The organism is Pseudorhodobacter turbinis (assembly GCF_005234135.1).
In the GTDB taxonomy this organism is placed as follows: Bacteria; Pseudomonadota; Alphaproteobacteria; order Rhodobacterales; family Rhodobacteraceae; genus Pseudorhodobacter; species Pseudorhodobacter turbinis.
The window spans coordinates 1,329,562-1,349,827 of record NZ_CP039964.1 but is presented as its reverse complement, the minus strand read 5'-3'; the positions used below and the strand labels follow the sequence as shown (position 1 = coordinate 1,349,827).

Sequence of the window (20,266 nt, the reverse complement as noted above, 5' to 3'; positions counted from 1 at the left end):
CCAAATCCCGCCACCCTCTAGGCGGAGCGACGCTCGCATTTGCGAACAACCAGGCAGCCCAATGATCAGCCTACTTGGCTCATGGTGATTTGATGAGGTCCAATCCCTCAATGTTGTCGAAATCCCGTGCTTCGGCTGCGATCAACTCAATGCGCCGGTGTGGCACCGTGTTGCCAATTTTGCGCAAAGCGCTGTCGATCAAACTATAGACTTCGTCGCGGCAGTCTATATCTCGGTCGAAACGTGTCAGCCAATAGCGCAGCCCATAGACGATACCGCCTTCATCATATGAAAGAACGCGCACATCTGGGGACGGATCTTGCTGGATCAGCTTGGCTTCTTTGACGGCGTCTAGCATTACCCTTTTTGCCAGTTCAATCGGTATGACATGGTCAAGCATGATAGAGACTTGTGCGCGATATTGCGGCTTTGGGGCGGAATAGTTGGTGATGCGCTGGCGTGCGATTTCACTGTTGGGAATGATGAGGTAAGTTTGATCACGGGTCAGAACGCGGGTGGTTCTCCAGCCAATCTCAACGACTTTACCGCGCGCTAGCCCGTCGATATCCACCCAATCGCCAATGCGGAAAGGGCCCTCGACACCAAGGGCAATCCCCGACAGCGTGTCGGCCACAACGTTTCGTATGGCGAACCCCAGCATTGCAATAACCAGACCTGATCCTGCAAGTGCGCCGGTTGCGCCTTGTCCCATAAACAAGGCCACCGTCGCTGCAAAAGCGAACAAAAATAGCATTACGGCAATCAAATCTTTGAGCAGTCGTGGGTAGGGCCGCCGACGCGCCGTTGCTTGATCAAGCGCAAGCGCCAAAAGCCTGCTCGCAAACCATGCCGCGGCAAAATAGGCCAGTCCTGTGACCCCTAGCAGTAAGGTTTCATCGTCTTCGACAAGGGCGCTGATATCAGCGTAAAAGAGAAATAGGATCAACCCAAGCGTCAAAATGACAAGGGCGGTTGGCCACACGAGGCGGCGTGCATGTTGTTGCGCGGTCATTTCCGGCTCCTTTCACGGGTGCCTGCATGATTGAGGTTTGCGGCAGCGGTACATGGGCACTTTCCTGCATGTGCGCGTGGTATCGGATCCCTGCACAGATGGCAGATCTGGCCAAAGGACAGGTTTGCCGACTGAATACTCTCACGGCAGAAGGGGCATCGAAAAGAGGCCGATCTGGGAAGCGCTTGGTGACAAGAGGCACAGTAACTGCGGGCGAATTGTGGTGGCATTGGCCTTACTCCGGGATGTGATTGTTGGATGCAAAAGATGTTTGATATTGCCCCGAACAAACCCGCCAGTGAGGATGACAACGCTGGTTTGCTTGGTCGGGGTTAAGGAGGTCGGGTGGGGGTAGATGTTCGTGGTGGGCTCATAACGGATTGTCGCTTTCGTTCTCGGATGGCGGCACCACGTCGATAACAGTTAAGAGACGGCGTTGATCGCTGCGCGTATCGCAATAGGAGGCGGCCCCGACAGATAGCCCAAAAAGCGCAACACCGACCGGGGTCATAATCGAAATCCGATTGCGCAAGATGTCGGCATGTTCGGGATAAACCAGTGTTACAGTATTAGTCTGGCCGGTTGCTTCATCGCGGTATGTCACGGTGTTGCCGATCGACACGACATTCTTGGGTGCTGGGTTCGACTTGACGGTCCTTGCGTGGCCAAGCTCTTCCAGCATGCGATCCGCCAATGCGGGGTTGCGCAGCATGGCGCCTTCGGTCAGCGTTTTAACATGGATGATCTCGTCTTTACGGATCACGATTTTCGGGATTCAGACATTTGGATGTTCATGGGGTATGCCCTTGTAGCGATGACATGTTGATAAGTTCCCGATCCTAGGATCAGGCTGTGGAATGGTGCAAAAATTTCTGTAGTTTAAGTGGGAGGAGTCGTCTTGAAGACCGCCAGTGAGGACGTTGGCATGCGTCTCATCGGCGGGCCGCTATGGGCGGTGTTTGTCAAACGGAATGAATTAATGTTGGTCATTGCTACTCCTCGGACGTCGCAACGTCACACGCTCATTTCAAGAATTTGAGGAGGCCCCGGGGATGTCGTCAGGCGCAGACGCGCCTATGCCGCCCGGGGAAGCAGGCGGTTCAGTAAAGGAAACCGGAAATGAGCTGCATAAGTTATCATGGTTCCAATGTAGGAAGGCATGACGATTGTGTCAATTGGCGGCGTCTGCATGCGGGCGACCCTATCCGTTTGTCGCATAAATGGCCCACCTTGGGGCGCTTTCGGGCCGAAAGGTCGCAGGCAAGCCGAGACGGATTGAAAGCCGCACTCTCAAGCCGCATATTGGGTGCATGATGATGTTCAGTATTGATATGAGGTTCCTGCTTTACGCAGGAAACAGACTGAACCGCCGGTAACCCCGAGCGGGGACGGCGCGCGACGTCGGTTCCTACCTCGGGGGTCATTCCGATCTCTTACAGATCATACCAGAATGGATGCAAGCCTTGCGGCTAGCCCCCGCCCAGACGTGTCTTGTCCGGTCTTTGGACGGGTCGGTGTCGTCGATTCTGGATCCATTACTTTTACATAAGGAGCGTGACATGAATCCGGTTCAATCTTACCCACAAGCGATCTCCGTTCACAGGGCGAACGGCGGATTGATCCGCCGCTGGATGGGCCTTTCAGTTCGGAAATGGCAGCAGCGCAAAATGATTGCAGCCTTCAACGCACTGGACAACTGGATACTCCAAGACATTGGTATTGAGCGCTGTGACATCGAGCGCATCGTGAAGGGATTTGATGAGCGTGAACTTCAGATGATCCCGCTGGCGCCGCCAAAAGCAAACGCGCAGATCGATCAGTCTTTCAGGCGGGCTACCTGATCGCTGTCGTTGAGGGAGCGCCGTGCCGCCAATACGGCAAAGCGCGTCGTTGGCCCATTTTGCCCAAAACCCCACTTGCTAAGGAGACTGACTGATGATGATTTGCAAAGCCGACTTCCAAGAGCTGTTTCCACACATCTTTACGGTTGAGCCGCCTAGCCCTGCGAAAGCCGCGGCTTCGCGATCAGACAAGGAGTGTTTCGACCGATGGGAAAATGACGGAGGGCGCGTAGAACGCCTCCGGCGTGCGATCTGTATTTCAAAGCCAGATGCAGCTGCGTAGTCTTCATCTGACTTTATTTAACGTGTTGTGAATAGTGAGAAATAACTATGGCCTTATCAAGACAAACAGGTAAGGCGCGATGCGCTGTCAATGATGGCAGCCTTTTCAAAAGGAAGTGAATCATGGCCAAGGGTCTGAATAAACGACGACGTGACGAAAAGAAACCGAAGAAAGAAGTCGTGAAAACCATCGCCGCCGCACCGAGCATGAAAAACGTTGTCGCGACGACAGCGACAAAGCTCAAATCAAAGTAATACGATAGGTCGGCGGTTACTTCGGATTGATCTGTCAGAAGAAAATGTCGCCTGGAGACGCCGTCGACCACAGTCGGAAATACTGTTTGCGGTCTTGTTAGGCCCTGGACCCATTGATGTGGTTGCGGTCACCGCGCGATCTTGAGTCAATCTCGGCGTTGTTGCATAACTCTGTCTGCCGAGGATTCACATCGTGAATCCATGCGGTTAGATAGGCGGCATGAGCAAGCCATCACCCGCCCGCTACCGCACGACGAACTGGTCCAGCTACACGGCTTCGCTGCGCAACCCTGGGTCGCTGCTGATATTGCTGGACAAGGAGATGACCTGGCTCGCGCCGTATGACGGCGGCCTGGGTCGGCCTGCAGTATTCTCCGACACGGTCTGCACAACTCTGAAGGAGTAGGCGAATGAGGGATAGTCTTTTACTGATGGACAGATTATCGGGACGATCAAGGAACGGGAGGCGGGTTTGCCAACTGCTGAGCTGTGCCGAAAGCATGGATTGAGGCCTGCGAAGTTTTACAAAGTGAAGGCCAAGTATGGCGGGATGGATTTGTCCGATTCCAAGCGCCTGATTGCGGATGTATGGTACATGGCAGATCTTTCTCACGAGTATCCTACGCTGCGGCAAAAACAAATCCTATCGACGTCAACGCTCTATCTGAATTTGGCTCAATCTGGCGAAATAGTATCCAAATCGAGCCTCCGCAAACAAAAAATATATATAAAACAAATATTTAAGTGTTAAGCGTCTCGCTTGTGTATAAGCCTGCGCGTTTTACGTCAAGGTGCCCAACTCATTGACGTGCCGGGTGCACTGCGGGGCGTCCATTGCAACGATGATGGCGTATGCGGTTCGGTTCTTGGGATGGGTAAGGTCAATTCTTCCGCTTCGATGCAAGCCATCCTGCTGAACCCAAACTTTGATTTCTCCGAAGCCTACTACGTTCTTTCAGGTGTTGCCGGGACGCCTCCTTCGCGCGGCACCATCGCGGACGTAAGCTGGGCGACTTGGCTAGTCGATTATGACCTCGGCCATCGCTGGGCACCTGAGGAAGGGAATGCCGACGCGCCGGTCTTCATTCCCCGCAAGGGATATGAAGCCTACCGCTTGTTCGAAATGAACCCCGCTTTGGTAGCTGCGGCCGTCGACCTTCCAACGACGTTGAGCTTCAGGACTCAGAGTCGGCGCAGGCTTACCGCATGCGGTATCCCGATGCGGCGGCGCAGGCTGCGCCCTCGGTAAAGACTGGAACCCACATGACGGGCGATACCTTCTTCCATGGACCGGGCCTGTCGAACGAAGCACAGTATATCGCGAACCTTTATGGGGCGGACGATTACCTGATTACGGAAATGGAAGCTGCGGCCTTGGCTTTGGTCATTAACCGCACCCACGGCACGGAGCGGATTCTCAGCCTTCGCGGCGCAGTGAACTTCGATCAGGGTAACCCGAACGAAACCACGCAGCAGCATCTTGACCCCGCCCCGGGGGAAACGGCGGGTGGTTTCGCTGAAACCGTTGCCAACATCACCCTTGTAGGTGCGCCAGTAGTGGATGCGATTGTGTCGGATTGGGACAATTGGCGGACAGGCGCTCCAGCGCCAACACACAACTGAACGAGCTCTGATTAAATTACGCGGGCGGGCAGGTGGGATAATTTTTGCCTGCCCGCATTAGTCTTGCACTGTAATTGGAGCACGCAGTTGGAAAACGCCAAATGGCCGTGTTGAAGCGTCACTGGACGCGATAGCCACCGTTATACGCTATTTCGTAGCACAGCGAACGGCAACTAAGTCCCGCAGTGCGGTCACTCAAGCTGAATGCCCTGAATGACCGCACCGCTGTAACTGGCTCTACCTCGCCCGCTTGTATGCCACCGACCAGACCACCGACCCAATGGTCAGCAACGCGCCGATCACGGGCTCAACATCAGAGGCTTCGACATACCCCTTGGCGACGAGAGCAGTGCCAACGACAGTCAGGACTTGGCGCACCAGCGCCAGAATTGCAGGTTTCAGCATGGTTTTCTCCTGTTCAGCTTTCATTGGTGGTTGCGAGGTATTCGCCCGGCTTCATCGTTGGCAGGCGCTGCGGGCGGGGCGGAAAGGTTGCTGGCCAGCGCGCGCCGAGCAGGCGTGATTTGGCGATGCGGGCGATGGTGACGGCATCGGATTGGTTGCCGCCGAGCACGTAGAAATGCGTGTCGTCCTGACCGATGGCGAAGCCGACATGACCGCCAGACCCGCGTGCGAAGATCAAAACGGCGCCTGTCACCGGCTGGACCGCTTGCCCGAACAAGAGCCAGTTTCGCGCCCAATAGGGATTGATCCCCAGCGCACCTAGCAAAGGCTCGTCCGGTAACCCCATACGAATGCAGGTTTCCACGAAATCGCCGCACCAAGGGGTTTTTGACGGGTCGCCTAAACTTCGGCCATCGCGTTTGAGCCAAACCATCAACCAGGACCGATCGCGGGCCTCGTGGCGGCCAAACGCGGATTTGGCTTCCGTGATCCAGGGCAATGGGCCCAGCGGTGCCTGGGAGGCCGCGGGACCATTGGCGGCCAGCAGTGCTTTTATTGCGCGCGCCGTGCCCAAACCATCCGTGCCATCTTGTTTTCTAGGGCGACCGCGGCAACCATTCGAGGCTTGCGGGCGACAAGGCTGGCAAGCCAGCGGTTGGTGCTGTCCCCCCCGCGCACAACCCATCGGATCACGCTCATGGCTCCGATGATCAGCAGCTTACAGATGTCACATTGACCCATTGCGCTGACAGCGCCGAGGCGTGTTTTGCCTCCCGTCGCATGTTGTCGTGGGACGAGACCCAACCAGGCAGCAAAATTGCGGCCATTGTCGAATGTCTCAAGATCGGGGGCGATGGCAGCGATTGCGCCAGCGGTTACTGGGCCGATGCCGGGCACCGTGCAAAGACGGCGCAACTCGTCATCCGTTTTCGGTGCGACTTCAAGTTCATCAGCCAGACGCGTGATCACCTTGGTCAACTCGCCGATCTGCTGCAGATAAAGCTACTCCATCTCGCGCACTGTTGTGGGCAGATCAATCTGCGGTCCATTTAGAGCTGCTTGCAGAAGCTTCAGATAAATCGGACCTTTTGGGCAACCAGCAAGAACTCGGCCAGATGCCCCTGAGCGCATTGATCAGTTGCGTACGTTGCCTCACAAAGCACTGGTGCGTCCGAAAAGCCACGGCGCGCGCTTGTTTCTCAGCGCTCTGCACCGGGCCAGTGCCACATCGCCGAAACAGCGGCATTAAGTCCATGGCTGACAGGGCTACCTGGCCTGCGAAAACGGCGTCGTCGCAGTGAACAAGCCCGATGCCGGTCATGATTTTGAGTTTGCCGATCGCGGCCCAGCCCGCGATATCGGCAATGGAACAACACCAGCGGGCTGAGGCTTCGTGTAGAGTGAAGAAAACGCGTTGTGGGAGTGCCACGATGAATCCGCCCTCAAAAGGACCAAAGAGGGGAACGTGCCTGTGCCGCCTGCTGGTCAAGTTTTTTATGTTTAAAACAGGGCGCAACGGCAAAAGTGATCATGACGCCAAAGCGCCTTCTTCGACCTGATGTGCCGGATGATACGTCCTGTCATGCTTTTTGATTAAGGACTGCTCGCTCCATGCGTGCAAACTGCACGGGGCAACGATTCGGAACAAGAGGGGGGGGGCGATCAGGAAATGTTGAAAGAGAACAAATAATGAACTCGCCGCTTGAGCGAGGAACAAAGTTCCAAGCGGCTTGAGAGCTGACGAGTCGCAGGAATGGGTACGGTCTTGCCGTTTAAGATACCTTCACTGAGACTAGGAAGATCACTCTAAATAACGATTGCCCAAGCGAGCATTTCGGTCAAGTTTTGCGAATCAGTTGCTAAACTGGCAGCGGCGTTGCATAAGAACAGCTTAGGATCTGCGCGTTTCGTGCGGGGTGCTTTGTTGTAAGGTGGTGCCAGGTCTGGTGGGGTTCTCCGGTTTCAGACCATTTCCCTTCGGTCGCCGCCAAGGCGCTAAAATAAGGAAATCCGATGAACTTCATTCAAACGACAATCAAGAAATCATTAGGATTTATACTGGGTGCCACGATGGCTGCTACTACCGCGCAGGCTGGTCCGCTTGAAGACCGGGTCGAAGCCGGTGAGCCGATCCGGCTGGGTTTTGCCGCGGCTCCGCCTTGGGCCTATGCCGGTGATGACGGGGCCGCGAAAGGTTTCGTCAACGATATCACCATCGATGTCCTGAAGCGGATGGGTCACACGGATGTCGAACCCGTGTTGACCGACTGGGCTGGTCTTATTCCCAGCCTGAACGCGTCGCGCGTCGATATCGTGACCGGGGGCATGTATGTTCTGGCGGCACGCTGCGCCAACATGGATTTTTCCGAGCCGATCGGCGTGTTTGGTGACGCTTTTGTCGTGCCTGCCGGCAATCCCAAGGGTGTGAGCACCTATCAGGATATCATTGATCAGGATCTGATCATGGTCTCGCCCTCGGGCTATAACACCATTGCTGATGCGAAGGCGGCCGGCGTTCCCACTGGCAACATTATGGAAGTGCCGGGCACGACCGAAATGCTGGCAGCGATCCGCGCAGGCCGCGCTGATGCCGGTGCCACCAACGCGCTTGAGGCGCAGCGGGTGGCAGACATGTCGGACGCAGTTGAAATGACTGATCCGCTGGCCTTTCCGCCTGAAAGTCGCACGCCGGTCGCCGTTGGCTTCCATACCGACGACGATGCATTCCGCGAGGCGTTCAACGCAGCGCTGGCCGAATATCTCGGCTCGGACGAAATGATGGCCAAGGTAGCTCAGGAAAACTATATCCCGGCGTTCCTGCCTGACGGTCAGACCACCGCCGAGGCGTGCAAGGCAAACTAAGCCGCCCCGCACAGCACCAAACAGCCGGACGGCGATCACCGCCGTCCGGTTTTGCTTTTCCGAGTCAAGGGATTTGACCAGAGATGTCCTATCTGGATTTCCTCGCCGACCACAGCGATCGCCTGATTGACGGAACACTGATTACCATCGGACAGTTTGTTTTGGCTGCGCTTGTAGCCGTTACAGCGGCGGTATTGTCGGGGCTGATGAAACTTTCTCCATCAAAGACGGTGCGCGGCGCGGCCACCGTTTACATCGAGATCTTTCGCGGCACTTCTCTTTTGGTGCAACTGTATTGGATCTTCTTTGTTCTGCCCCTGTTAGGGATCAATCTCGACAAATTCACCGCCGGATTCGTCACCGTGGGACTTTGCTATGGCGCCTATGGGGCGGAACTGGTTCGCGGTGCCATCGTGTCGGTGCCCAAGGGCCAGTGGGAGGCGGCGCTGGCGCTGAATATGTCGCCCGCTCGCCGTATGTGGCGCATTATCCTGCCACAGGCATTGGTGGGGATGCTTCCGGCCTGGGGCAATCTTATGGTTGAAATCCTCAAGGGCACGGCACTGGTCGCGTTGATCTCGGTCACGGACCTGATGTTTGAAACCCGCCAGATCAACAACAACACTTTCTTGTCCGCACAGGCCTTTGGCACCGCGCTGATCATCTATTACATTTTTGCCCGTTTCCTGATCACCCCGCTCATGCGTTGGGTGGAACGGATCATGGCCCGCAAGATCGGGAGGGCCTGAACAATGCTGGGCTGGAAATGGGACTTTACTTGGGAGATCCTGCCGCGTCTTATAGTTGCGACAGGCAACACGCTTATGGCGGCGGGCGGCGGCTATGCTGTAGCGCTGGTGCTGGGGCTGGTGTTCGCGCTGGCGCAGCGCACGCCGTTTCGGCCGCTGACGGTGATCACTCGCGAGGTGGTGGAATTCATCCGCTCGACCCCGCTGCTGTTGCAGATCTTCTTCATCTACTATGTCGGCCCGCAAATCGGCCTGCGCTTGTCACCCTGGACCGCCGGGCTGCTGGCCATCGGGTTGCACTATGCGGCCTATCTGTCGGAGGTCTATCGCGGCGGCATCGAAGGCGTGCCGAAGGGGCAATGGGAGGCGGCGAAGGCGATCAACCTGTCGACGATGAAGACCTACCGGCGCATTATCATCCCGCAGGCGCTGCCTCCTGCCTTGTCGGGCATGGGGAATTATCTGGTCGGCATCTTCAAGGACACGCCGATGTTGTCGGTGATCGGGGTGGGCGAGTTGATGCACACCGCCAATTCCATCGGTGCCGAGAATTATCGCTATCTTGAACCTTACACAATTGTCGGCTTGTTGTTTCTGGCCATATCGCTGCCGACAGCATGGGTTATCCGCCGTTTTGAAATCTCCGTGCGCCGCAAACTGGGACTGATCAAATGACACACGACATGAGCCAATACCCCCTGACGCTGGAAGGCGACGACGCGCCTATGGTGCGGTTTCAAAACGTAACCAAGAAGTATGGCGATCTGACCGTACTCGATCGCCTGGATCTGGATGTTGCAGCGGGGGAAATGGTGACGATCATCGGCCCCTCGGGGTCGGGAAAGACCACTGTTTTGCGCATGTTGATGACGCTAGAAACGATTGACAGCGGCGTGATCTATGTGGACGGCGAACCGCTGACCCATATGGAAAAAGATGGAAAACTCGTGCGAGCGAATGCCGCACACATGCGCCGGATGCGCAGCAAGATCGGCATGTGCTTTCAGCATTTCAACCTGTTCCCGCACATGACCGCGCTTGGGAACTGTATGGAAGGCCCGGTGCAGGTTCTTGGCATCCCGAAGAAGGAGGCCGAGTTGCGCGCGCTTGAACTGTTGGACATGGTCGGCATGTCCGAAAAGCGTGATCAGCATCCCGCGCGCCTATCTGGTGGCCAACAGCAACGCGTTGCCATCGCCCGTGCACTTGCCATGCGGCCCAAGGTCATGTTGTTCGATGAGGTCACATCGGCGCTTGACCCGGAGGTAATTAGCGAAGTCACCGGTGTTATCCGCAAGCTGGTGGATCAGCACAACCTGACCATGCTGATGGTGACCCATCAGATGGGTTTTGCCAAAGAAATTTCGGACCGGGTCTGTTTCTTTTTTGACGGCAGCATCGAAGAACAAGGCTCCCCCGAAGTGCTGTTCGACAACCCCGAAAGAGAACGCACCCAGCAATTCCTAAGCGCTGTTCTGGAAGCAAACTGATCAGCTTCAGGCATGGGCCAGAGCTCGGAAGTCACCGCCTAGGGCATCCTTGCAATGCGGCGGACGAACGTCACTCAGATATTTAATGAAACGGACGGCCAGGGTCCAGGGGCTTGCCCTTGGCGAATGCGTAGCTCGCACGCAGAACCGAAGGGCCGAAGTGCGAGCTACTTAGTGAGTAAATGACCCGCGCTCCGTAGAAGTCGACGCATGTCGTTTCCGGCCCAAAGCCGACACTCCCTGTGATCGGTGTGCTCGGTTGGGGCTCTTCAAAGCAGCCGTTCGTTCAGCGTTTGGTTGCGCGCGTCCATGAATGGATTTTAGCTGCAACGTTTTGTTAACCGTGATGTGGGAAGAGTAGGCATGATATTACAGGTATGGAAAATTGAAGTCCCCTCAGCAGCCGCCAACAGCCTATCTATCCACGGTTGGGCATTGGCGCATACTGCGGACGAGGCGAAGTCACTGTCAGGCTTTAAAAACGCGATCATTCAACAAAAACCGGAGCATATTTGGGTCGCGCGAAAGCGTGTCGTATGGGAAAATCAACTCACCGGTTAACGTTGATTGGCGATTTCGGCCCAAAGCTGCCGTTCGCTTCATTGCCGAGCGCTACGGTGCAGCTTCACCAGACCGGCCATTCGTCCACCGTGCAGCATTTTCGGTGGGTGAACGTCGGTCTGCTGGACTTAGCGCGAATTCGCCGCGTGTGCATGAATGGCCGCTCACGGAAGTGTATGTCTGAACCGACGGCTATCTCTGTTGACTTAATTCGGATGAAATCTAAGAACTTAGGATTGAGCCAACCAACGGCCGGCCCAAACTGTATTGATGATTACCGCTAGGCAAAATCTGGTGCGTCCAGGGTTTCGCCGTTCATGTTGCCAGTTACAGCGGCGACATAAGCTTTGGCAGTGTCCGCAGCAGAAAGACCGGATCTTGGGTCCATGCCCATTTTTACCATTGTCTCTTTAACAAACACCGGGCTAACGGTGTTGACACGCAATCCCCGGTCAAGTTCCAGCGATGCCGCTTTTGCGAAAGACTCCAACGCGCCGTTTGCCATGCTGATCACAACTGATCCGGGCATTGGTTGACGAGACAGAATGCCCGCAGTCAGGACAAATGACCCGTCGTCGCTGACATGATCCTGTCCAACCCGAACCAGATTGACCTGACCCATCAGCTTGTTGCTAAGTGCCAGATCATAGGCCGCATCGTCGAGCTCGTTGAAGGGGGCGAAACCCGCCAGACCTGCAGTGCTAATGACCGCGTCAACCTTGCCAATCGCGGTAAACATCGCATTGATAGAAGCTTTGGAACCGAGGTCAACTTTGACGTCGCCATCGCTGTATCCAGCACTGATAATTTCGTGATTTGCGGACAGGGCATTTGCAACAGCGCCGCCGATAAGACCAGTTGCGCCTACGATAAGAATTTTCATGGTATTTCTCCGAATTGATATGTGGTCAGCGCTGCCCTGTAGGTTACTGGACAACGGTAGGTGTTTGAGGGCGATTACGGCTTGACGCTGTAGTCCATGTCGAGCGGTGCAGGTCCGGTGGCGGGGTAATCCCCCCCGAAAGTAAGGGGCTGCGGAAGTAGAATTTTCTCGGCAAGATGAACGAGGAGATTTTGAATGAAAATGACCAGATATAGCGAACCCCAGATCCTTGCGATCCTGCGCCAAGCCGAAGGTGGTGTGCCGGTGGCCGAGCTTTGCCGTGAACATGGCATGAGCAATGCGTCGTTTTACAAATGGCGTGCGAAGTATGGTGGCATGGATGCATCCATGGTCAGCCAGATGAAAGCCATGGAGGAAGAGAACCGCAGGCTGAAGCGGATGTATGCAGATCTGAGCATGCAGGCGGACTTATTGAAGGAAGCCCTCGGAAAAAAGTAACGGGGCCATCTCAGCGCCGCGAGATGGCCGAAACGGCGGTAGAGCGACGGGGCGTCAGCATCGCGCTGGCGTGCCGGGCCTTCGAGGTCAGCGAGACCTGCTATCGTTACAGCCCGAAGCTGAAAGACGAGAACGAGGTGATCGCCGATCTGCTGACAGGGCTGACGGATGCGCGCAAGACTTGGGGATTTGGCCTGTGTTTCCTGCATTTGCGCAACGTGAAGGGGCATCCGTGGAACCACAAGCGGGTCTACCGGATCTACTGTGAGCTGGAACTGAACCTGCGCATCAAGCCGCGCAAGCGGCTGAAACGGGAGAAGCCTGACGTTCTGGCGGTCCCGAACAGACCGAATGTGACCTGGTCCATGGACTTCATGGCGGATCGCCTCGGCGACGGCAGGGCTTTTCGGCTTTTGAATGTGTTGGACGACTTCAACCGCGAAGGGCTGGGGATCGAGGTTGATTTCTCGCTCCCTGCCGAACGGGTCATCCGCAGCCTTGATCGCATTATCGAATGGCGCGGAAAACCGGGCACGATCAGGGTCGACAATGGGCCGGAATATATCAGCGAAACACTGAGAAAATGGGCTGAGAAACATAGTGTTACGATCCAGCACATCCAACCCGGACAGCCCCAGCAGAACGCCTATGTCGAGCGCTACAACCGGACGGTTCGGCATGAATGGCTGGATCAATACATCATCGAAAGCATCGAGGAGGCTCAGGATCAGGCCACACAATGGCTCTGGACATATAACAACGACCGCCCGAACATGGGCATCGGCGGCATCACACCCGCTATGAAACTGAAAATGGCCGCGTAAGTTCTACAGATGCACCCCGTTAAAAAGGGGGCGATTACCGCGGGACCGACAAGTTGCTCCATTTGCAACCGGAAACGCTCAACCAGATCACGTTTCAGCATGAAACGATGGAAATCTGCGGGCGACGTGTTGTAGTGGCGGACGGGCTTGTAACCGCCGGGTGCCTCAATATCCATGCGCGCGGGAAATTGCAGCCATTTGCCTTGGAACTCCTCAGACAGCATCCAGTTCAGATAGAGCTTGGCCGCCGCTTTGTTCTTGGCATCCGTTGGAATGGCGGCAACCTGGAACCATGTCAGGAAGAAGTCCTCTTCGGGCAGCACAAGTCGCGTATCACTGCCATCCCATGGTACAAACGCCCAGGATGTGGTGAAGCTCGCGCCGTACCAGCCATTGTCAATTGCGACATAGGGCATGGAGGTGCCACGCACCCAAGTTGGATCAGTCGCGACCAGTTTTTCCAGATACTCCCAGCCGTATTTTTCTTTGAGGTTCCAGAATTGGTAGAGTACCGCGTCATCCGTGTGTGGGTAGGTCAGGATCAGTTTGCCCTTCAGTGCTGGATCAAGATAATCCAACGCATCATGCGGCGCGTCAGCATCAGCAATGACGCTGTTGTTGTAAACGTTGGTAAACGCAACGCCAAACAGACCTGTCCAATTGCCGTGGGGATCTTTGTAGTCCGGATAGACCATCTCCCAGTTCTTTGGCTTGTACCGTTCTAGCAAGCCACGCTCAGCATAGTAATCAAAGTCGTGCAGGGTTTGCAGCTGGATGATGTCTGGCACATCTGATGTGTCGTCGTCTTTGCGCGCATTATCATAACGTGATGCATGATAAAAGCTCAGATCAACGCTGTGCGTCAGCTTGATATCTGGGAAACGTTTCTTGAACATATCCAGATAGTAGTCAGCCTGATCGTCCTTATCGCCACCTGCGCGGATGACAAGTTCGCCACCCTCCGCAATCGCGTCGGCATAGAGCTGATCCAGTGATTTGGTTTCGATCTCCTGTGCAAAGGCGCTTGGCACCAAGAGCACTGAGGTCAGTATCGCTAGAGCAATCCGTTTCATGATCTTTCCTTTTGTTTCAGGGGTTACGCTGCAAGTCTCGTGCCGGTCGCATAGTCATATGAACGACCAAGAATAGATTTGATGATGGCCAGATCGGCCTCATCGCGGGGGGAGTAGACCATCACAAGACCAACAGGACGGCGGCCTAAATCAACCAGCGTGTGATGTTCGCCCCAGCCTTTTTCGACGACTTCCAATGCGTCGTCTTTCGGAAGCTGTACATGCATGCTCCCATTGTCGGGATGCGGGTGGATATGGGCGATCTCGCGACCGATCATAAAGGCGTCGTGATTGCACTCAGCGCCCTCGTGCATGACCATGGCACGTGCTCCGGGAACAGAAGCGAGGCTGTGTTGATTTTCAACGTCCGGCAGCGCAAATGCCCAATCGCGCATTTGATCCACGATATGGTTGAGGCCGTGCTGCGTGACTTGGGAGTGCGGTAGCCCATGTGTCGTCTTTGGCCTCGGGCCAACACGCTGAGGGAGGTTCAATGTCTGTGTAATGGCGTATCTCCAATTCGGTGTACGCCGTAGATAGATTGATTTTTTTCGCAAAGTAATTCACTGATGACGCAAGGAGATATTGCATGAACGCACAGACATTGGATTGGAGTGACATACCGTTTGTCCTTGCCGTCTGCGAAGCAGGCAGCCTGTCAGGCGCGGCGCGTCAACTAGGTGTCAATCATTCGACCGTGTTTCGTCGTATCGAAGCTGTCGAAGCTCGCTTGGGCGTGACCTTGTTCGAGCGGTTAAGCCACGGTTACGTCATGACCGCAGCTGGAGAGCATTTCCAAAAGAATGGGCTGCAGCTTCGTGATGGAGTCAACAGTATTCAGCGGGAATTGGGTGGCCAAGATCTGCGTCTTGAAGGGGCGTTGACGATCACCACAACGGATTCACTTCTATACTGTCTGACACCGGTTTTTGCAGCCTTTCAGCTCAAATATCCTGACGTTGAGTTACGACTTCTATCTGGATCACGCCCTCTCGACTTAATGCAAAGAGATGCCGACATTGCAATGCGGCCAACCCGCAATCCGCCCGAACACTGGATAGGTCGCAATCTGTGTTCGATCGGCTATGCGACCTACGCGCGTGGCGAGTATGCAGATGTGTTGCTGGATCTGCCTGATCAACAACACCGTTGGATCAGATTGAATGACAGCCTTAATCAATCCCCGATGAGCCAGATCACAGTGTTGCAGCAGGCCGAAGGCGCACCAATAACCGTTGCTAATACGATGATGGGCCTGTTTGATCTTGTCCGGGCAGGTTTGGGAATTGGCGTACTGCCTTGTTATCTGGGTGAGACATGCCCTGAACTTGTCAAAGTCAGGGATCCTGACGCAGGGTTTGGATCTGACCTTTGGATGCTGGCGCATCCCGACATGCGTAGAAACGCCAAAGTTCATGCATTCTTTGAGTTTGCTGCGAGGAGCATTCGAGAAGACGTGAAAGGTTTCCACTGAATACATCGCCGGGTATGAGTCATCTCTCTTGGAAATGAATCTCGGATCCTCCACGGCGATGATCATGCTGTCCACTTCTGCCTTCCTGGCCTCGGTGTCTTTGGGGTCGTGGGTGTCGGAGGTCATGATATGGTTCCTTTCTCCCGTCGCCGGGCAAGAAAAAACCCGCCTTGCGAGCGGGTTCGGGGGACGTGTGAATTGGTGCTGCGCGCGGCTCTTTAGGTAAGCCACCAATCCGATTTTCGCCAAGCTTTGCGATAGAACCAGCTTGATCAACCCGCTTGGTGAAACTTTAGGCGGCCTGCTCTTACCGCCGCAGCGATGGCGGTGCCGGTGGAGGGGGGCGCGTCCGAAACCAGAAAATCGACATCAGAGAGTGAGCCGAGGCGCACGAGGCCGCGATGGCCGAACTTGCTGCTGTCCACTGCCAGCAGGATCTTTTGTGACCGAGCCATGGCTGAGCGTACTGTCTCCACCTCGGCCTGATCATCGTCACCGAGATCCCCCTCGTCATCGACCCCGGAGACCGACAGGATTGCCAAGTCGAAATTGAAGCCGGTGATGAATGACTGTGACTGTTCCTGGAAAACACCGCCGTCAACCTGACGCACGAAGCCTCCCGGAACGGCGATGGTGAAATCGGTCACCTCACTGAGATAGGCGGCGATGCGCAGGCTATAGCTGACCACGCGCAAGTTCCGGCGGCGAACAAGGGCGCGGGAAACGGCTTCGCAGGTGGTGCCGGTATCGAGAAAGAGAGATGCCCCGTCCGCAACAAGGTCGGCCACACAGGCGCCGATCCGTTCCTTGGCCTGAGCATTGCGGATACGCCGACAGCGCAGTTCGCTCGGCTCGATTGAATTTGAAATCATCGCACCGCCATGCAGACGGCGCAATTTGCCATGGCGTTCCAGTTCCATGATATCGCGGCGGGCAGTTTGCTGGGTCACGCAGAACCGGCGCGCCACCTCGTCGAGCGAAATGTAGCGTTGTGCCTCAAGTTGCTCTAACAACAGGCGCTGCCTTTGGCTCTTTTTATCTTCGACGACCATATCAGGGCCACTCATCTCGACCTCGGACCAACTATTGCCTGTATCGCAAGCTTTTTCAATCAAAGGGCCGCGGCAGTGTCCTGCCGCAGCCCCTCTCTGTTGTCTTCTGCAGGATCAGAAGTTTACTTGCAAGCGCGCTGCAAGGCTATTGCCACGCCCGCCGTCACCGAATTCCCCGGCATAGCCGAGCGAAAGCGCCGTACTCTGCGTCAGGTCGATGCCGACCGAAAGGTTCACCTTGACCACATCTTCGGCAAGGCTGGTGCCGCTGATGTTGAAGGCATCGCCACCCGCAAAGGCCATGTCGGCCGCCGGGGCATTCGCGTCAAAGACATGCCGCCACCCCAGGCCACCCGACAGGCGCACAGGCATTGCACCGTCAGAAAGTTGCATCTGCCCGCGCACACCCAGTTCGCCCACCGTGGCGTCAAAGTCATTGCCCTGAACGTTCAGCGCCGCGTCGCCGCCATTTTCCGAAACAGCGTCGGTTTTAACCGCAACATGGGCGATGCTGCCATAGGGTTGAATAATCGATGTGCCAACCGCGAAGTTATAGGACGCCTCGGCAAAGATCTGCTTTGTGTCCGCGCCGTAATCTGCGGTTAATGTATCGGCGAAGTCAGGGAAGGCGACGCCGCGTGTGCTGTCGATCTGGCTGTGGGTCCAGCTCGCCCCGGCCGTAAGGCGCGCCGCGCCGAAATCACGGCCGGCAATGACGCCAAGAGTGGTGAAGTCGTTCTCTGACGTGTTGTGTGTGCCGTCCAGGCTGGTCGTGCCTTTGCCATAGCCAAGCATCGCGCCATAAACCCATTCACCCCCGAGCATACCGTTGACCCCAACGAGTGTGCCAAAGGAGGAATGGCTCAGGTTACGTGTATCATCGCCGTCAATATCGGACTGGCCGCCATAGCTTTGCATCCAGAAAGTTGGTGCCTCACTGCCCTTATAGCCGCGCAGTTGCGACAATGCCGTTGCGCGCAGATCGTTCCCCTGATCGACGAGGGACGTCATGGTGGCGGCGTAAATCTCTCCCGAAAGAGCGTCAAAAGCCTGATCCGCAGATGCGGCATCGAGCATTACGGCCTTGTCGAAAAGCGCATTGTCAAAGCCGAGGCTTTCGACAGCTGCCGCCGTGGCCGCCCGGTTTGCCGTTGTCGCGACCCGGTCAAAGGCCGTGTCGTTGCGCTCAAGGCTCAGGGAGACATCCTGCTCTCCATAGCTCAGATCGGCATCCAGGAAGGCAAGCGAGGATGTCACCTCCGCAAAGCGGCCGGTTACAGCGCCCCCGGATTGCAAGACGACATAGCTGGTGCGCGGGGCATAGTCGCCCGCTGCGGCCATCGCCAGCGCGGTTGCATCACCGATTGTAATGTCGCCAGTGGCCGTCACGATGTCAGAGTCGCCCTCGGCGTTGACTTCGATTTCAAAGCGCGCACCGGACCCGATGGTCAGATCGCCGTCAATGTTCAACGCGCCGATGCTGTTGCCTGCGGCCAAGGTGGCGCCACTGCCCAATGTCAATGAGCTGATCGTGCCACTGCCGCCGATAGTTGCACCATCCATGAGGCTGACGCCCGAAGATTGGGCGATCGACCCGTTGACGACCAAAAGGCCGGCCGATGCAACGGTCGCCCCGGTGTAGCTGTTGTCGGCCTCAAGCGTGAGTGTGCCCTCGCCGCGCTTTTCAAGCGCCCCATCGCCCGAAATCTCCTGGAGTGCCACAACTGTGGCATTGGCGTCGCGGATATCGAGCCAACCGCCCGTGGTGCCCTCAAGGCTGACGTTGCGATCCAGCGTCACCATTTGCGTGCCGGAGATTGCAAGACCACCATCGTTGAGGCGCAATGTCGCGGCCGAGGTGCCAAGGGCTGCGTCTTCGTCCACACGCAGCGTACCGCCATCCTGAACGAGCGTTTCGGAGATAAAGCTGTGATCGTCGATGCAATAGTCGCTGACAGCTTGGGCCAGACGGGAATCCGTTGTTTCACAGTCCAGCAAGGTCTGCTTTTCGCTATCACTAAGCCAGTCGAGGATCGGGTTGCCCTCGGCGTCAGAAACCTGACCGAGATACACATCCTGGCGCATGTTGTTGCGCGACAGATAGAATTCGCCCTCGCTTTCGTCAAAGACCGCGACGTCTTCGCTCCACACGAGGCGGGTCAATTCGACATCACCCTCAGCCGTTTCATATTCCAGCTTCGGGCCGACCCAGGCAAGATCATGCGCAACAAGCTCGTGATCAGAATAGGCTTTGCCGCTGGCGGTTACGTCGGTTTTGCCCAGAACGCCTGTGTATGGGTCATCTTCTTCGTTGACGATTTTCCACCATTTCCCAAAGGGGCGCGATACCATGAAGTGATCGATCGCGCTACGATCCCAGCTTGGCCAGACGTTGGTATGATCCTCTTCAACCGAGGTCCAGGTTGTGCTGCCGTCGCCCAAAGTGTGGGGGGCGAAGGGCTCTCGCTGTGCTTCGGTCTCAAGCATGATGAAGTCGTGCTTCATCTTGTTCATCGTGACAGGCAGGTTGTCCTGAACGGGGTACATCTCATCCGTAAAGAGCGTATCGGGAATGTCGGTGAGTGCGAGATATTCCCCGCTGTGGTCGGAAATGAACTGTGTCATCGCGGCTGGATCAACGGCGTATTGTTCAAGCAAGGTGCCGTAGAAACTGTTGCCCGACTGCAAGTAGTTTTGCAGGATCAGCTTCTGCTGGCTGGCCCGGTTGAGGCCGCGCTCCGAGGTATCCGCGGCGTTATAGTCGCCCACAAGCACCACGGAGCGATTGGTCGACTTGGCCCATTCCGCGAGGCCCTCTACTTCGTCCAACCGCCGGTCAGAGGTGTCGCGGTAGTCGAGGTGAACAGATCCAAAGACGGTTTCGGGGATGGCACTGCTTTCGTCCGTTATCTGATAGGCGACTGAATCCCCCGAAGAATTGGTTCCGGTGACGCCCTCCACGCGGCTGAGAATCCCCGTATCCCCCATTTTGACATAGGCATACTCGCCAAGGCCCGCATCGCGCAGGCGTTGTTGCAGGCCGCTTAAATAGGTCTCACTGTACAGCTCCTGAAATGCGATTACATCGTAGCCGCCATCGACGAAGAGCGGAGCGATGTCATCGAGGTTATTTCTGAACTGGTCGAACCACGTGTTGAAGGTGAGGACGCGCAGTGCCGCGCTATCCTGTGCCATCGCGGGCGTGCCGAGTAGGCCGATGGCCGCGACTCCGCTCAACAGGGCAAGTTTCAGGGAAGTGTGTGAGTGGCGCAGCTCTGGCGGCGCTTGGGGGGCTTGTTGGGTCATTGGATCCTGCGAGATTTAACTAAAAAGAGCGGTACCAAACGTCAAAGCGACGTGGCGTAATGCTCTTTTAACCAATTTTTATGTAACTTTCATTACATAATGTTAGTTTTATTAC

The 20,266-nt window shown here is 56.0% G+C and carries 19 protein-coding genes and 3 pseudogenes; 12 read left to right on the top strand and 10 right to left on the bottom strand.

Translation table 11 applies throughout. The features are described from left to right. Window positions 1–79 precede the first annotated feature (79 nt). Together EOK75_RS06465 and EOK75_RS06460 are read right to left on the bottom strand one after the other, a co-directional pair. Window positions 80–1,012: a mechanosensitive ion channel family protein gene (locus EOK75_RS06465; RefSeq protein ID WP_137193107.1), complete on the bottom strand. Its 933-nt coding sequence runs from the start codon at window positions 1,010–1,012 to the stop codon at window positions 80–82. A 370-nt stretch (window positions 1,013–1,382) separates the two neighbouring features. Then, complete coding sequence (locus tag EOK75_RS06460) at window positions 1,383–1,775, bottom strand: GreA/GreB family elongation factor (RefSeq protein WP_240793936.1); 393 nt, start codon at window positions 1,773–1,775, stop codon at window positions 1,383–1,385. A gap of 796 nt (window positions 1,776–2,571) precedes the next feature. On the opposite strand from EOK75_RS06460, the gene EOK75_RS06455 reads away from it, so the two are divergent. From EOK75_RS06455 to EOK75_RS21830, 5 genes and pseudogenes are all read left to right on the top strand, one after another. Continuing rightward, a complete protein-coding gene (locus tag EOK75_RS06455) occupies window positions 2,572–2,853 on the top strand; it encodes a DUF1127 domain-containing protein (protein WP_168199162.1) in 282 nt (93 codons plus the stop codon). A 405-nt stretch (window positions 2,854–3,258) separates the two neighbouring features. After that, a complete protein-coding gene (locus EOK75_RS21555) occupies window positions 3,259–3,390 on the top strand; it encodes a hypothetical protein (RefSeq protein WP_276612480.1) in 132 nt (43 codons plus the stop codon). A 220-nt stretch (window positions 3,391–3,610) separates the two neighbouring features. After that, a pseudogene (locus tag EOK75_RS06450) lies at window positions 3,611–3,790 on the top strand (IS5/IS1182 family transposase); the annotation flags it as partial. Between the two features lie 39 nt (window positions 3,791–3,829). Continuing rightward, window positions 3,830–3,967: pseudogene (locus tag EOK75_RS21835) on the top strand (transposase); the annotation flags it as partial. Between the two features lie 231 nt (window positions 3,968–4,198). Continuing rightward, window positions 4,199–5,013 (top strand): annotated as a pseudogene (locus tag EOK75_RS21830) (purine-nucleoside phosphorylase). Between the two features lie 237 nt (window positions 5,014–5,250). Here EOK75_RS21830 and EOK75_RS20765 read toward each other — a convergent pair. The 3 genes from EOK75_RS20765 to EOK75_RS21305 are packed head-to-tail and all read right to left on the bottom strand — an operon-like array spanning window position 5,251 to window position 6,387. Further along, complete coding sequence (locus EOK75_RS20765) at window positions 5,251–5,418, bottom strand: Pam3-gp28 family putative phage holin (RefSeq protein WP_168199161.1); 168 nt, start codon at window positions 5,416–5,418, stop codon at window positions 5,251–5,253. Window positions 5,419–5,431: 13 nt separating this feature from the next. Next, complete coding sequence (locus tag EOK75_RS06435) at window positions 5,432–5,992, bottom strand: TIGR02594 family protein (RefSeq protein ID WP_240793934.1); 561 nt, start codon at window positions 5,990–5,992, stop codon at window positions 5,432–5,434. Continuing rightward, window positions 5,971–6,387 (bottom strand): transposase, encoded by a 417-nt coding sequence (locus EOK75_RS21305; protein ID WP_240794037.1) that lies wholly within the window; start codon window positions 6,385–6,387, stop codon window positions 5,971–5,973. Before EOK75_RS21305 ends, EOK75_RS06435 begins: the two co-directional genes overlap by 22 nt. A gap of 1,044 nt (window positions 6,388–7,431) precedes the next feature. Here EOK75_RS21305 and EOK75_RS06425 point away from each other — a divergent pair. From EOK75_RS06425 to EOK75_RS06405, 5 genes are all read left to right on the top strand, one after another. Continuing rightward, window positions 7,432–8,280, top strand: coding sequence for a transporter substrate-binding domain-containing protein (locus EOK75_RS06425; protein WP_137193104.1), 849 nt, complete (start codon window positions 7,432–7,434; stop codon window positions 8,278–8,280). Window positions 8,281–8,363: 83 nt separating this feature from the next. After that, complete coding sequence (gene ehuC / locus EOK75_RS06420) at window positions 8,364–9,029, top strand: ectoine/hydroxyectoine ABC transporter permease subunit EhuC (RefSeq protein WP_137193103.1); 666 nt, start codon at window positions 8,364–8,366, stop codon at window positions 9,027–9,029. 3 nt (window positions 9,030–9,032) lie between these two features. Then, a complete protein-coding gene (ehuD, locus tag EOK75_RS06415; RefSeq protein WP_137193102.1) occupies window positions 9,033–9,704 on the top strand; it encodes an ectoine/hydroxyectoine ABC transporter permease subunit EhuD in 672 nt (223 codons plus the stop codon). A gap of 8 nt (window positions 9,705–9,712) precedes the next feature. Next, window positions 9,713–10,519 (top strand): ectoine/hydroxyectoine ABC transporter ATP-binding protein EhuA, encoded by an 807-nt coding sequence (gene ehuA, locus EOK75_RS06410; RefSeq protein ID WP_205965433.1) that lies wholly within the window; start codon window positions 9,713–9,715, stop codon window positions 10,517–10,519. Window positions 10,520–10,882: 363 nt separating this feature from the next. Continuing rightward, window positions 10,883–11,080 (top strand): hypothetical protein, encoded by a 198-nt coding sequence (locus EOK75_RS06405; RefSeq protein WP_137193100.1) that lies wholly within the window; start codon window positions 10,883–10,885, stop codon window positions 11,078–11,080. A gap of 280 nt (window positions 11,081–11,360) precedes the next feature. Here the strand turns inward: EOK75_RS06405 and EOK75_RS06400 are convergent, their stop codons facing one another. Further along, complete coding sequence (locus tag EOK75_RS06400) at window positions 11,361–11,963, bottom strand: short chain dehydrogenase (RefSeq protein WP_137193099.1); 603 nt, start codon at window positions 11,961–11,963, stop codon at window positions 11,361–11,363. Window positions 11,964–12,158: 195 nt separating this feature from the next. Between EOK75_RS06400 and EOK75_RS06395 the strand changes: the two genes are divergently transcribed. After that, window positions 12,159–13,246, top strand: a protein-coding gene (locus EOK75_RS06395) for an IS3 family transposase (protein ID WP_137192138.1) whose coding sequence is annotated in 2 segments (ribosomal slippage) — window positions 12,159–12,420 and window positions 12,420–13,246 — 1,089 coding nt in all. Because the reading frame shifts where the segments join, the coding sequence is not laid out codon by codon here. Here the strand turns inward: EOK75_RS06395 and EOK75_RS06390 are convergent. Together EOK75_RS06390 and EOK75_RS06385 are read right to left on the bottom strand one after the other, a co-directional pair. Beyond that, entirely contained in the window at window positions 13,150–14,319 is a 1,170-nt protein-coding gene (locus tag EOK75_RS06390; RefSeq protein ID WP_137193098.1) for an ABC transporter substrate-binding protein, read from the bottom strand. The genes EOK75_RS06395 and EOK75_RS06390 overlap by 97 nt on opposite strands. Window positions 14,320–14,342: 23 nt before the next feature. Then, window positions 14,343–14,714: a luciferase domain-containing protein gene (locus EOK75_RS06385; protein WP_240793933.1), complete on the bottom strand. Its 372-nt coding sequence runs from the start codon at window positions 14,712–14,714 to the stop codon at window positions 14,343–14,345. A gap of 194 nt (window positions 14,715–14,908) precedes the next feature. On the opposite strand from EOK75_RS06385, the gene EOK75_RS06380 reads away from it, so the two are divergent. Continuing rightward, complete coding sequence (locus EOK75_RS06380) at window positions 14,909–15,793, top strand: LysR family transcriptional regulator (protein ID WP_137193097.1); 885 nt, start codon at window positions 14,909–14,911, stop codon at window positions 15,791–15,793. Between the two features lie 272 nt (window positions 15,794–16,065). Here EOK75_RS06380 and EOK75_RS06375 read toward each other — a convergent pair whose 3' ends face one another. Both EOK75_RS06375 and EOK75_RS06370 read right to left on the bottom strand, forming a co-directional pair. Then, the gene (locus tag EOK75_RS06375; RefSeq protein WP_137193096.1) at window positions 16,066–16,845 is read right to left on the bottom strand and encodes a DeoR/GlpR family DNA-binding transcription regulator; all 780 of its coding nucleotides are present in this window, start codon (window positions 16,843–16,845) and stop codon (window positions 16,066–16,068) included. Between the two features lie 114 nt (window positions 16,846–16,959). Beyond that, the gene (locus EOK75_RS06370) at window positions 16,960–20,151 is read right to left on the bottom strand and encodes an autotransporter domain-containing protein (protein ID WP_137193095.1); all 3,192 of its coding nucleotides are present in this window, start codon (window positions 20,149–20,151) and stop codon (window positions 16,960–16,962) included. Between the last annotated feature and the right edge of the window lie 115 nt (window positions 20,152–20,266).